This is a genomic window from Rhodococcus sp. 11-3 (genome assembly GCF_023704055.1).
In the GTDB taxonomy this organism is placed as follows: domain Bacteria; phylum Actinomycetota; class Actinomycetes; order Mycobacteriales; family Mycobacteriaceae; genus Rhodococcus; species Rhodococcus aetherivorans.
Window position 1 is genome coordinate 4,242,615 of sequence record NZ_CP080406.1, and the last position, 12,760, is coordinate 4,255,374.

10 protein-coding genes are annotated in these 12,760 nt (G+C 70.4%); 1 reads left to right on the forward strand and 9 read right to left on the reverse strand.

The features are described 5' to 3' along the window. Genes KZJ41_RS19545 through KZJ41_RS19560 form a run of 4 tightly spaced genes read right to left on the reverse strand, consistent with a single transcriptional unit; the run spans position 1 to position 5,353 of the window. Positions 1-495, reverse strand: a complete 495-nt coding sequence (locus KZJ41_RS19545) for a MaoC family dehydratase (RefSeq protein ID WP_006947103.1) — start codon at positions 493-495, stop codon at positions 1-3. Next, complete coding sequence (locus KZJ41_RS19550) at positions 492-1,652, reverse strand: acyl-CoA dehydrogenase family protein (RefSeq protein ID WP_102799907.1); 1,161 nt, start codon at positions 1,650-1,652, stop codon at positions 492-494. Before KZJ41_RS19550 ends, KZJ41_RS19545 begins: the two co-directional genes overlap by 4 nt. Before the next feature lie 9 nt (positions 1,653-1,661). Continuing rightward, positions 1,662-3,734 carry an acetyl/propionyl/methylcrotonyl-CoA carboxylase subunit alpha gene (locus KZJ41_RS19555; protein WP_251550987.1) on the reverse strand — a complete coding sequence of 691 codons (2,073 nt, stop codon included), beginning with the start codon at positions 3,732-3,734 and terminating at the stop codon, positions 1,662-1,664. Between the two features lie 11 nt (positions 3,735-3,745). Further along, complete coding sequence (locus tag KZJ41_RS19560) at positions 3,746-5,353, reverse strand: carboxyl transferase domain-containing protein (RefSeq protein ID WP_029544938.1); 1,608 nt, start codon at positions 5,351-5,353, stop codon at positions 3,746-3,748. 115 nt (positions 5,354-5,468) lie between these two features. Between KZJ41_RS19560 and KZJ41_RS19565 the strand changes: the two genes are divergently transcribed. Further along, a complete protein-coding gene (locus tag KZJ41_RS19565) occupies positions 5,469-6,107 on the forward strand; it encodes a TetR/AcrR family transcriptional regulator (RefSeq protein ID WP_102799906.1) in 639 nt (212 codons plus the stop codon). 53 nt (positions 6,108-6,160) lie between these two features. Here the strand turns inward: KZJ41_RS19565 and KZJ41_RS19570 are convergent, their stop codons facing one another. From KZJ41_RS19570 to KZJ41_RS19590, 5 genes are all read right to left on the reverse strand, one after another. Further along, entirely contained in the window at positions 6,161-6,427 is a 267-nt protein-coding gene (locus tag KZJ41_RS19570) for a GlsB/YeaQ/YmgE family stress response membrane protein (protein WP_006947094.1), read from the reverse strand. A 155-nt stretch (positions 6,428-6,582) separates the two neighbouring features. Beyond that, positions 6,583-7,695, reverse strand: a complete 1,113-nt coding sequence (locus KZJ41_RS19575) for an NDMA-dependent alcohol dehydrogenase (RefSeq protein WP_006947092.1) — start codon at positions 7,693-7,695, stop codon at positions 6,583-6,585. A 34-nt stretch (positions 7,696-7,729) separates the two neighbouring features. Further along, the gene (locus KZJ41_RS19580) at positions 7,730-9,229 is read right to left on the reverse strand and encodes an aldehyde dehydrogenase family protein (protein ID WP_006947089.1); all 1,500 of its coding nucleotides are present in this window, start codon (positions 9,227-9,229) and stop codon (positions 7,730-7,732) included. A gap of 100 nt (positions 9,230-9,329) precedes the next feature. After that, positions 9,330-10,973: a sigma-54-dependent Fis family transcriptional regulator gene (locus KZJ41_RS19585; RefSeq protein WP_029544940.1), complete on the reverse strand. Its 1,644-nt coding sequence runs from the start codon at positions 10,971-10,973 to the stop codon at positions 9,330-9,332. Beyond that, positions 10,970-12,628 (reverse strand): AMP-binding protein, encoded by a 1,659-nt coding sequence (locus KZJ41_RS19590; protein WP_006930868.1) that lies wholly within the window; start codon positions 12,626-12,628, stop codon positions 10,970-10,972. Before KZJ41_RS19590 ends, KZJ41_RS19585 begins: the two co-directional genes overlap by 4 nt. Positions 12,629-12,760: the final 132 nt, after the last annotated feature.

Consider the following 12,760-nt stretch of genomic DNA (forward strand, 5'->3'; position numbering starts at 1 on the left):
CTATCCCTTCTGCGTGTCGTCGGCGGGCCGGCATTGCACGAGTGTCTGGCGCACCGCGACCGCGACGACGTCGCCGTGCTGGTTGCGGGCCGTGTGCTCGAGCGTGACGATCCCCTGCCCCGGACGGGACTTGGACTCGCGCTTGTCGGTGACCAGGGTCTCGGCGTACAGGGTGTCGCCGTGGCGGACCGGCGCGGGGAACTTGATCTCCGAGAAGCCGAGGTTGGCGACGATCGTGCCCTGGGTCAGCTGCGCCACCGACAATCCGACGAGGGTGGACAGGGTGAACATCGAATTCACCAGGCGCTCACCGAATTCGGTGCCCTCACTGTAGGCGGCGTCGAGGTGCAGCGCCTGCGTGTTCATCGTCATCGTGGTGAACGCGACGTTGTCGGCCTCGGTGACGGTGCGCCCGGGGCGGTGCTCGTAGACAGTGCCGACCTCGAACTCCTCGAACCACAGTCCCCGCTGGGTGACGCGTCGCTGAGCGCTCACAGGCCGAGCTCCCGCGCCACGAGCATGAGCTGGACCTCGGTGGTGCCCTCGCCGATCTCGAGGATCTTGCTGTCCCGGTAGTGCCGGGCCACCGCGTACTCGTTCATGAAGCCGTAGCCGCCGTGGATCTGCGTCGCGTCGCGCGCGTTGTCCATCGCCGCTTCCGACGCGACCAGCTTGGCGATGGCAGCCTGCTTCTTGAACGGCTTGCCCGCCAGCATGAGGGCCGCGGCGTCGTAGTAGGCGGCGCGGGCGGCATGGGCCCGTGCCTCCATCCGGGCGATCTTGAAGGCGATCGCCTGGTTCCGGCCGATGGGACGGCCGAACGCCTCGCGCTCCTTCGCGTACTTGACGGACTCGTCGACGCAGCCCTGCGCCGCGCCGGTGGACAGGGCGGCGATCGCGATGCGGCCCTCGTCGAGGATGCGCAGGAAGTTCGCGTAGCCGCGGCCGCGCTCGCCGAGCAGGTTCTCCGCCGGCACCCGCACGTCGGTGAAGCTCAGCGGGTGGGTGTCCGAGGCGTTCCAGCCGACCTTGTTGTAGGCGGGCTCGGCGACGAAGCCGGGCGTGTCGGTGGGCACGACGATCGTGGAGATCTCCTTCTTGCCGTCGCGTTCGCCGGTGACGGCGGTGACGGTCACGATCTCGGTGATGTCGGTGCCGGAGTTGGTGATGAACTGCTTGCTGCCGTTGATGATCCACTGGTCACCGTCGAGCTTGGCGGTGGTCTTGGTGCCGCCGGCGTCGCTGCCGGCGCCGGGCTCGGTCAGGCCGAACGCGCCCAGCGCCCGTCCCGCGGCGAGCTGCGGCAGCCACTTCTGCTTCTGCTCCTCGGTGCCGAAGCGGTAGATCGGCATCGCGCCGAGCGAGACGCCGGCCTCGAGGGTGATGGCCACGGACTGGTCGACCTTGCCGAGTTCCTCGAGCGCGAGGCACAGCGCGAAGTAGTCTCCGCCCTGCCCGCCGTACTCCTCGGGGAACGGCAGCCCGAACAGGCCGAGTTCGGCCATGCCCGCGACGACCTCGTACGGGAACGTGTGGTTGGCGTCGTGCTCGGCGGCGACGGGTGCGACGACGGTCTGCGCGAAGTCGGCGACGGTGTTCTTCAGGTCCCGGTAGTCCTCGGGAAGCTGTCCGGTGGAGAGGTAGTCGGTCATCGGGGTGTCCTAGCTGTCGGTGGTGTCGGTGGGGGCGGGAACGGAGTGGGTGGGAACTCCGCTGCCGGGGACGACGCGGGCGAGGAGCTGGTCGACCTTGACCTGGTCGCCGGGGGCGACGAGGAGTTCGACGGTGCCGTCGACGGGCGTGGTCAGGGCGTGTTCCATCTTCATCGCCTCGACGACGACGACGGTGCTGCCGGCGGTGACGGTGGCGCCGTTCTCGACGGGGACGGCGATGACGGTGCCGGGCATCGGGCTGGTCAGCTCGGCCTCGCCGGCGTGGGCGTCGGCGTCGCGGATGTTCGGTTCGCGGGCCTCGCGCACCGGCCAGGTGCCGCCGTCACCGGCGAGCCACAGCTGCCCGTCGCCCTCGGCGACGAGGAACTCCGAGCGCACCCCGTCGAGGGTGACGGCGAGGCGGCCGGCGTCGAGCCGGGCGGTGAGTGCCCGCTCGGGGCCGTCCTCGACCCGGGCGGTGGCGGCCTCCGGGGTGCCGGTGAGGTGCACGTGATCGGTGCGGGTGGGGGTCTGCAGCCGCACGGTGGTCGGCGCGGGTCCTCCGACCCGCCAGCCGGTGGGCCGGTCCCACGGGTCCACTGCCGACGTCGTGGACGTCGCGGGCCAGCGGCGCAGCCAGCGGTGCGCGGCCGCGGCGACGAGCACCGCGTCGGGGGTGTCCGGGGCGGTGTAGTCGTCGAGGCGGCGATCGAGCAGCCCGGTGTCGAGGTTGCCGGCCTGCACGTCGGGATCGGCGAGCAGGAAGCGGGCGAAGTCGATGTTGGTGACCACCCCGAGGACCGCGATCTCGGCCAGGGCCCGGTCGAGCCGGCGCAGCGCGGCGGCGCGGTCGGGTCCGTGCGCGATCACCTTCGACAGCATCGGGTCGTAGTCGCTGCCGACGACCGTGCCCACCTCGAGCCCGGAGTCGACGCGGATGCCCACCCCGGTGCCGGCCTGGTTGGCGGGTTCGTCGAGCCCGACGACGGTGCCGCCGGTGGGCAGGAATCCGCGGGCGGGGTCCTCGGCGTAGACGCGGGCCTCGATCGCGTGCCCGGTCAGGGTGATGTCGTCCTGTTCGAAGCCGAGCGCCTCGCCGGCGGCGACGCGCACCTGCCACTCCACCAGGTCCAGTCCGGTGACCAGTTCGGTGACGGGGTGCTCGACCTGCAGGCGGGTGTTCATCTCCATGAAGAAGAACTCGTCCGGCGCGTCCGCGGAGACGATGAACTCCACCGTGCCGGCGCCGGTGTAGTCGACGCTGCGGGCGGTGTTGCACGCGGCCTGCCCGATCCGGGCGCGAGTGGCCTCGTCGAGCAGCGGCGACGGGGCCTCCTCGATCACCTTCTGGTGGCGGCGCTGCAGGCTGCACTCACGCTCGCCGAGATGGACGACGTTGCCGTGGGTGTCGGCGAGGATCTGCACCTCGATGTGCCGCGGGCGCTGCACGAACCGTTCGAGGAACAGGGTGTCGTCACCGAACGCGGAGGCCGCCTCGCGCCGCGCGGAGGCGAGCGCCTCGGCGAGCTGACCGGATTCGGTGACCAGGCGCATGCCCTTGCCGCCGCCGCCGGCGGACGGCTTGATCAGCACCGGGTACCCGATGTCGCCGGCCGCGGCGATCAGCTCGTCGTCGGTCAGGCCGGGCCGGGAGATGCCCGGCACGACCGGGACGTCGAACGCGGCGACGGCGTTCTTGGCGGTGATCTTGTCGCCCATGACCTCGATGGCCTTGGCGGGCGGGCCGAGGAACACGATCCCGGCGTCGGCGCAGGCCTGCGCGAAGCCCGAGTTCTCGGACAGGAAGCCGTAACCGGGGTGGATCGCCTGCGCACCGGTGCGCCGGGCCGCGTCGATCACCTTGGCGATGTCGAGGTAGCTCTCGCGCGCGGCGGCGGGGCCGAGGCGCACCGCGGTGTCGGCCTCACGCACGTGCCGGGCGCCGACGTCGGCGTCGCTGTACACGGCGACGGACCGGATGCCCATGCGGCGCAGGGTCCGGATCACCCGGACCGCGATCTCCCCGCGGTTGGCCACCAGTACGGTATGGAACATCCCGGCTCGGCCGGTGGTATCGAACATGTTCATGTGCCTCACATCCGGAAGACGCCGTAGGAGACCGGCTCGAGGGGTGCGTTCGCGCACGCCGACAGGGCCAGGCCGAGAACTTCCCGCGTGTCGGCGGGATCGATGATGCCGTCGTCCCACAGCCGCGCGGTCGAGTAGTAGGGGTTGCCCTGGTGCTCGTACTGGGCGCGGATCGGCGCCTTGAACGCCTCCTCCTGCTCGGCGGTCCACGGGGTGCCGGACGCGTCGAGCTGTTCCGAACGCACCGTCGCCAGGACGGAGGCGGCCTGCTCGCCGCCCATCACCGAGATGCGGGCGTTGGGCCACATCCACAGGAAGCGCGGCGAGTACGCCCGCCCGCACATCGAGTAGTTGCCGGCGCCGTAGGAGCCGCCGACGACGACGGTCAGCTTCGGCACCCGCGCGCACGCGACGGCGGTGACCATCTTGGCGCCGTGCTTGGCGATGCCGCCGGCCTCGTAGTCCCGGCCGACCATGAAGCCGGAGATGTTCTGCAGGAACAGCAGCGGGATCGAGCGCTTGTCGCACAGCTCGATGAAATGGGCGCCCTTCTGGGCGGATTCACCGAACAGCACGCCGTTGTTGGCGACGATGCCGACCGGGTGGCCGTGGATCCGGGCGAAGCCGGTGACCAGGGTCTTGCCGTACTCGGCCTTGAACTCGGAAAAGCTCGAGCCGGGCCCGGCGGGGTCGCCGTCGACGATGCGCTCGATGACCTCGTGCACGTCGTAGGGGGTGCGCGGGTCGGTGGGCACCACGTCGTACAGCTCGGCCGGATCCGCGGCGGGCGCGAAGGTCGGCGCCACGTCCCACGGCCGGGGGTTGCGGGGCCCGAACGTGGCGACGATGTCGCGCACCCTGTTCAGCGCGTCGCGGTCGTCCTCGGCGAGATGGTCGGTGACACCGGAGACCTTCGAGTGCAGGTCGCCGCCGCCGAGTTCCTCCGCGGTGACGACCTCGCCGGTGGCGGCCTTCACCAGCGGCGGGCCGCCGAGGAAGATGGTGCCCTGGTTGCGGACGATGACGGCCTCGTCGCTCATCGCGGGCACGTAGGCGCCGCCGGCGGTGCACGAGCCCAGCACCGCGGCGATCTGCGGGATCCCCTTGGCGCTCATGGTGGCCTGGTTGTAGAAGATGCGGCCGAAGTGCTCGCGGTCGGGGAACACCTCGTCCTGCCGCGGCAGGAACGCCCCGCCGGAGTCGACCAGGTAGAGGCAGGGCAGCTGGTTCTGCAGCGCGATCTCCTGCGCCCGCAGGTGCTTCTTGACCGTGATCGGGTAGTAGGTGCCGCCCTTGACGGTGGCGTCGTTGGCGACGATCACGCACTCGCGGCCGGACACCCGGCCGATGCCGGCGATGATGCCCGCGCCCGGGCACTCGTCGTCGTACATGCCGTTCGCGGCCAGCGGCGCGATCTCGAGAAACGCGCTGCCGGGGTCGAGCAGGGCGTCGACGCGGTCCCGGGGCAGCAGCTTGCCGCGGGCGACGTGCCGATCCCGCGCCTTCTCACTGCCGCCGAGGGCGGCGGTCGCGAGCTTGTCGCGCAGCTCGGCGACCAGCTGGACGTGCTGGTCGCGGTAGGTCCGCGGAGCGGTCGTTGGGGGGGTTGTCACAGTACCGTCCTCGCCATGGGGGTGAACGCCTGAGTTAATACTCGATAACTGAAAATAAGGTTAGCTGTGATTAACTGAGTTGTCCAGACCACATCAGGAAGGAAGGGTGCGGCCGATGACCGAGCTGAAGCCGGACACCGACGAGCAGCTGCTCACCGCGCGCGGCCGGGCCAAGGCCGACCGGCGGCGGCAACTGCTGCAGGCCGCGGCACGGCTCGTCGCCGAGCGCGGCTTCAACGGCGTGCGCCTCGAGGATCTCGGCGCGGCGGTGGGCATCAGCGGTCCCGCCGTCTACCGGCACTTCCCCAACAAGGACGCGCTGCTCGTCGAGCTCCTGGTCGACATCAGCCGCCGCCTGCTGGCGGGCGGTACCGACGTGATCGACCACACCGACGAGCCCCGGCGCGCACTCGACCGGCTCGTGGACTTCCACCTCGACTTCGCGCTCGGGGAGCCGGACCTGATCCGCGTCCAGGACCGGGAGCTGCAGTCCCTCCCGGAGGACGCCCGCCGGGAGGTGCGCCAGACCCAGCGGCGGTACGTCGAGCTGTGGGTGGGCGTGCTGCGCCGGCTCGACCCCGCCCTGGGGGAGTCCGACGCTCGGACCATGGCCCACGCGGCGTTCGGGCTCATCAACTCGACGCCGCACAGCGCCGACCGGTCCTCTCCCGCGGCGACCCGGGCGGTCCTGCGGCGCATGACCCTGGCCGCGCTCGGCGCCGATCGGCCGGGCACCGAGGACGCCGGGACCTGAACAGGCACGGGGACCCCGTCCGGATCTCCGGACGGGGTCCCGTTTCGCCGCTGTTACCGGACCCTGCTCCTCGTCATGGAGGTGTAGGCCAGCGTCAGCACCGCGGCCACGGCGATACTGATGATCCAGCGGATCCAGTCGATACCTTCGGTGTCGCCCTGGTCGCTGATCATGCCCCAGATCCAGTAGCCGAGCAGGGCACCGATGATGCCGATGACGATGGTGATGAGCCATCCCATCGCCTGCTTCCCCGGTATCACCAGGCGTGCGAGCACACCGATGACCGCGCCGAAGATGATCGTGCCGATGATTTCTCCCATCACGGGCTCCTCTCTCGGAACATCGAACCGTGGGGACGGTATGCCACAGGGTGCGCGGAATATGCGCACTTCGGGTGAATTCCGGTGAATCTTCTGCAAAAAGTTGCGCGGTCCCGGAGGTGCGCCCCGCCCGGCGGGCGAGGCGCACCCCACGATCAGGCGTCGTGGACGATGACGCCGCGGATGTTCTTGCCGTCCCGCAGGTCCTGGTAGCCCTGGTTGACCTCCTCCAGGCTGTAGCGATGGGTGACCAGCTCGTCGAGCTTCAGCTGGCCGGCATCGTAGAGCCGCAGCAGCCGCACGATGTCGTACTGCGGGTTCGCCGAGCCGAACAGCGAGCCCTTGATGGTCTTCTGGAACAGGGTCAGTTCCGTTCCGGACACGTGCACGGTCAGCTTCTCGGGATTGGCCAGGCCGGTGATGACGACGGTGCCGCCCTTGCCCACGATCGAGGTGGCCGCCGAGACGACCTCCTCGTCGACGGTGCCGACGAGGATCAGGGCGGCGTCGGCGCCCTGGCCCCAGCTCAGCTCGTTGACCTTCTCGGCCGCCTCGGCGGCGCTCGCGAAGGCGTGCGTGGCACCGAACTTCAGGGCGGTCTCGCGCTTGAACTCCACCGGGTCGACGACCACCACGTACTTGGCGCCCGCGTGCACGGCACCCTGGACGGCATTGACACCGAGGCCGCCGATGCCGTAGATCACGACGATGTCCCCGGCACGGACGTCCCCGGCGTACACCGCGGTGCCCCAACCGGACGGCACACCGCAGCCGACGAGCACGGCGGTCTCGAGCGGGAGCCAGTCGTCGACCTTGACCACCGAGTGCTGCGAGATGGTGGCGCGTTCGGCGAACGTGCCGAGCATGCACATCGCGCCGAAGTCGGTGCTGCCGGAGTGGAACCGGAACGAGCCGTCCGGCATGCAGCCCTCGAGGATGGTGGCGCCCATGTCGCACAGGTTCTGCCGGCCCGTCGAGCAGTACCGGCAGGTGCCGCAGTTCGGGATGAAGCTGCACACCACGTGGTCACCGGGCTTGACCTTGGTGACGCCAGGGCCGACCTCCTCGATGATGCCGGAACCCTCGTGGCCACCGACGATCGGGAAGCGCGGGGGCAGGTCCCCGTCGGTCAGGTGCAGGTCCGAGTGGCACAGGCCCGCCGCGGTGTACTTGATCAGCACCTCGCCGGGGCCCGGGCCGTCGAGGTCGAGTTCCATGATCTCGAACGGCTTGCCGGTCTCGAGCAGGACTGCGGCTTTGGTCTTCATCGTTGTTCTCCTTGAGGGTGGCGGGTGACGGGGGTCAGAGGGCGATGTTCACGGCCTTGGTCTGGGTGTAGAGGTCCAGCGCTCCCGCGCCGAGCTCGCGTCCCCACCCGGACTGCTTGAACCCGCCGAACGGCATCGCGGTGTCGAAGCCGTTGTACTGGTTGATCCACACCGAACCGGCCTTGAGCCGCCGCGCGGTGCGGTGCGCCTTCGACAGGTCCCGGGTCCAGATGCCGGCGGCCAGCCCGTAGATCGAGTCGTTGGCCGCGGCGGTGATGCCCTCGTCGGCGTCGAACGGCATGGCGGCGACGACGGGACCGAAGATCTCCTCGCGCACCACGCTGAAGTCGGGCTGCACGTCCACCAGCACGGTCGGTTCGACGAAGAAGCCCTTGTCGCCCCAGCGCTTTCCGCCGGTGAGGGCGCGTGCCCCGTCGGTCAGGCCCTGGCGCAGGTAGCCGGTGACCCGGTCCAGCTGCTCCTGGGAGACCAGCGGGCCGAGCTGGGTGGCCGGGTCGAGACCGGGGCCGATCTTCACCTTGCTCGCCGCCTCCGCGACGGCCTCGGTGAACTTCTCGAAGATGGGACGCTCGACGAACAACCGGGTGCCGGCGACGCAGCACTGGCCGTGGTTGAACAGCCACGCATCGAGCGATCCGGCGACGGCGGCGTCGAAATCGGCGTCGGCGAAGACGATGTTCGGGCTCTTGCCGCCGAGTTCGAGAGAGACCTTCTTCAGGTTTCCCTTGGCGGCGTCGACGACCTTCTTGCCCACCTCGGTGGACCCGGTGAAGGCGATCTTGTCGACGTCGTCGTGGGCGGCGAGCGCGGCGCCGGCGTCGCCGAAGCCGGGCACGATGTTCACCACGCCGGGCGGGAAGCCGGCCTCCTCGAAGATCTCGGCGAGCAGCAGCGCCGTGAGCGGGGTCTGCTCTGCGGGCTTGAGGATGACCGTGTTGCCGGCGGCCAGGGCCGGCGCGAGCTTGAACGCGGCCATCAGCAGCGGGAAGTTCCAGGGCACGATGAGCCCGCACACGCCCACCGGCTCGCGCAGCGTGTAGGCGTGGAACTCACCGCCGGGCACGAACGGCATCGTGACGTTGACCGTGCTGCCCTCGATCTTGGTGGCCCACCCGGCGTAGTAGCGGAAGATGTCCGCCGACCACGCCGTGTCCACGGCCGCGGCGATCACGGCGGACTTGCCGTTGTCGAGGGCCTCGAGCTGGCCGAACTCCTCGGCGCGTTCGGTGAGCAGATCACCGACCCGCCAGATCATGCGCTCGCGCTCGGCGGCCTTCATCGTCGGCCAGGGGCCCTCGTCGAACGCCTTGCGGGCGGCCCGCACGGCCCGGTCGACGTCCTCGGCGGCACCGTGGGCGACGTCGGTGAGCTTGTCCCCGGTCGCGGGATCGTAGGTCGCGAAGACGCGGCCCGAGGCGGCGTCGACCCATTCGCCGCCGATGTAGAGCTGCCTGGTCCCGGAGAGAAACTCCCGAACCCGCGGAGCGACGGTGTGCTCGGCAACAGCTGTCATGCCCAACCTCCTGAAGTAGTGTGACACGGGTCATACTGCTTCGGGCAGGCCCGCGGGAACTGTTCAAGGATTGGACAGTGCGCACATGCGCATACGACGGTCAGCCGGCGATGCCGAGTGCGCGGATCCTGCTGTAGAGGGTGGTGCGGCTGATGCCGAGCCGCGCCGCGGCGTGCACCTTGTTGCCGCCGCTCTCGCGCAGCGCCTCGATGATGGCCTCCCGCTCGGCGCGCTCGCGCCCGCCCAGACGCGAGACCCGGCTCGTCGCGCGGTACTCGACCGGCAGATCCTCCACCCGCACCGGCAGCGGGGACTCCCGCTCCGGGATGGCGGCCAGCACCGCCCGCAGCTCGGCGAGGTTGCCGGGCCACGAGCGTTCCGACAGCGCCGTCAGGGCACTGGGGCCCAGGCGCAGGTCCGGCCGGTCGAGTTCCCGGGCCAGCGCGGAGGCCAGGTCGCCGAGTTCCCGGATCCGTTGCCGCAGCGCGGGCACCCGGACCTGACCGGGGCAGCGCGCCAACAGTTCTCGCACCGTCGGGCGGACGTCGTCCAGGGGGTCCGCGGTGAGCACGAGGCGGGCCGCGGCCGGGTCGGAGAGCATCGACGAGAGCAGCGCCAGCACCGGATCCGGCGCCAGGTGCACGTGTTCGACGACCACGACGCCGCCGTCCGCCGCAGCGGCGACCGACAGCAGCCCGGCCGCCCACTCGTGTTCGCCCTCGCCGACGATCCGGGCGGCGTCGAGGAAGGTGACGGTGTCACGTACGAGTTCCCTTGCGGCCCAGGTCCGTCCACTCCCGGGCTCGCCGAGGATCGCCACGCCACCGGTGCGCTCGCGCAGCCGTCCGAGCCGCTGCCGCAGCCGCGTCGTCGCGTCCTGCGCGACGTCGCTGCGGGGCACGGGTTCCCGCGCGGCGGCGGCGTCGAGCAGGAACAGCGCCCCGCTGCCGATGCCCGGGATGCGGTCGATCCGCAACCGGGTGCGCCCGCCGGCGGACAGCGCGAAGTCCATCGTGCGGGACTCCCCCGCCGGCAGGTCGACCGCGATCGCGCGCAGCGCCGCGTGGTCGGCGGGCACGAGCAGTTCCACGGCGGCCTTGTTGGTGAGCATGATGTCCTCACCCATGGCCGCGACCGCGACGCCGCGCTGCTGCGCGGCCCGCTGGAACGCATCGACCACCCGCCGGTCCGATTCGCGGGCCCCCTCGAGCAACCGCGCCTCGATGTCGCGGGCCGCGCGGGCGAGGAACGGCACGAACAGCGGATTGGCGATCTTGCCGGCGGCGGTGATGTCGAGGATGCCTTCGATGCGGCGGGTGACGGGATGCACGAGGGGGTGCCCGTAGCAGCTGAAGTCCTTGAGGGACTCGAGGTAGTGCTCCTCGCCGTGCACCACGAGGCTCTGCCGCACCTCGAACGGGGTGCCGAGAGCGTTGGTGCCGTAGGTGTCCTCGCTCAGGGTCGCGCCGGGGACCACGCCGATCTCCTCCATGGCGCGCTGCATGGGTGCCGCGTCGAACAGCCGGGCCACGATCCGGCAGTCCCGGTCCACGAGGAGGATGCAGCAGCCCGTGCCGGCGAGCTGCGTGCGCAGCTCGTCGAGCACCGGCCGGGCGGCGTCGAGCAGCCGCCCGGCCGCGTCCGAGGGGCCCAGCAGGGTCGGCTCGGGGAGCCGTCCCGGGTCGATCCCGCTCAACTGCGAGCGTTTCCAGGACAGCGCGATCTCCGGCCGCAGACCGTTCACCCCCGCTCGGCCTCCCCGAGCAGGGCCGTGGACAGCTCCCGCATCTCGACCTTGCGGATCTTGCCGGTGACCGTCATCGGAAACTCGTCGACGATGTGCACGTAGCGGGGGATCTTGTAGTGCGCGAGCTTGCCCGTGCAGTACTCGCGCAGCGACTGCGCGTCGAGCGGCGCCGCCCCCTCCCGCATCCGGATCCACACCATGAGCTCCTCCCCGTACTTCTCGTCGGGCACGCCGACGACCTGCGCGTCGAGAATGTCCGGGTGGGTGTAGAGGAACTCCTCGATCTCCCGCGGGTAGATGTTCTCGCCACCACGGATGACCATGTCCTTGATGCGGCCGGTGACCGAGACGTACCCGTCGGCGTCCATGACGCCGATGTCGCCGGTGTGCATCCACCGGGCCTTGTCGATGGCCTCGGCGGTCTTGTCGGGCTGGTTCCAGTAGCCGAGCATCACCGAGTAGCCGCGGGTGCACAGCTCGCCCGGTTCACCACGCGGGACGGTCAGGCCCGTGGCCGGGTCGACGATCTTGACCTCGAGGTGCGGGCCGACGCGGCCGACGGTGGACACGCGCTGGTCGATGGTGTCGTCGCTGCGGGTCTGCAGGGACACCGGCGAGGTCTCGGTCATGCCGTAGCAGATGGAGACCTCGGTCATGCCCATCCGCTCGATGACCTGCTTCATCACCTCGACCGGGCACGGGGAGCCGGCCATGATGCCGGTCCGCAGGCTCGACAGGTCGTGGGTCTCGAAGGAGGGGTCGGCGAGTTCGGCGATGAACATCGTCGGCACCCCGTACAGGGAGGTGCAGCGCTCCTCGGCGACGGCGGCCAGGGTCTGGGCCGGGTCGAAGGCGGGTCCCGGGATGACCATCGTCGCGCCGTGGCTGGTGCAGGCCAGGTTGCCCATGACCATGCCGAAGCAGTGGTAGAAGGGCACCGGGATGCACACCTTGTCGTTCTCGGTGTAGTGGCACAGCTCGCCGACGAAGAATCCGTTGTTGAGGATGTTGTGGTGGCTGAGGGTGGCGCCCTTGGGGAATCCGGTGGTGCCGGACGTGTACTGGATGTTGATCGGATCGTCGGCCGACAGGTCACGCTGGGCGGCGTCGAGCCGGGTGCGGTCGTCGGCGAGTGCGGCGCGTCCGGACTCGGCGAGTTCGTTCCATTCGGGGTATCCGAGCAGCACCACCTGCTCGAGGTCCGGGCAGTCGCCGCGCACCTCGGAGATCATTGCGGCGTAGTCGGACGTCTTGAAACTCGGCGCGGAGATCAGCATCCGGATCCCGGCCTGGGTGAGCACGTACTGCAGTTCGTGCGAGCGGTAGGCGGGGTTGATGTTGACCAGGATCGCGCCGATCTTCGCGGTGGCGTACTGGACGAACACCCACTCCGCCCGGTTCGGCGCCCAGATGCCCACCCGGTCGCCCTTGCCGATGCCGGCGCGCAGCAGACCGAGCGCGAGGGCGTCGACCTCCGCGGCGAGTTCGGTGTAGGTCCAGCGCCGGCCGGCGGCGCGGTCGACGAGCGCGTCGCGGTCGCCGTGGCGGGCGACGGTGCGGTCGAAGTTGTCGCCGATCGTGTCCCCCAGCAGCGGGGTGTTCCACGCCCCCGAGGTGTAGCTGGGCAATTCGGGTGTGGCGAAACCGGTCATGGGTGCTCCTGCAGTGTGCGCGGCCCGGGGCGAGCGAGGGGATCTCGTGGACTCGTCCACCATGCTCGCCGATCCGGCGCCGCAGGTGTTCGGATTCTGGACAGTTGGCGGTGCGGTGGCAGCACGAGGCGC

Bases quoted from the DNA above. Each gene is read 5' to 3' on its own strand.
- KZJ41_RS19550 (WP_102799907.1), bottom strand. From the start codon at position 1,652: ATGACCGACTACCTCTCCACCGGACAGCTTCCCGAGGACTACCGGGAC.
- KZJ41_RS19555 (WP_251550987.1), bottom strand. From the start codon at position 3,734: ATGTTCGATACCACCGGCCGAGCCGGGATGTTCCATACCGTACTGGTG.
- KZJ41_RS19565 (WP_102799906.1), top strand. From the start codon at position 5,469: ATGACCGAGCTGAAGCCGGACACCGACGAGCAGCTGCTCACCGCGCGC.
- KZJ41_RS19570 (WP_006947094.1), bottom strand. From the start codon at position 6,427: ATGGGAGAAATCATCGGCACGATCATCTTCGGCGCGGTCATCGGTGTG.
- KZJ41_RS19575 (WP_006947092.1), bottom strand. From the start codon at position 7,695: ATGAAGACCAAAGCCGCAGTCCTGCTCGAGACCGGCAAGCCGTTCGAG.
- KZJ41_RS19580 (WP_006947089.1), bottom strand. From the start codon at position 9,229: ATGACAGCTGTTGCCGAGCACACCGTCGCTCCGCGGGTTCGGGAGTTT.
- KZJ41_RS19590 (WP_006930868.1), bottom strand. From the start codon at position 12,628: ATGACCGGTTTCGCCACACCCGAATTGCCCAGCTACACCTCGGGGGCG.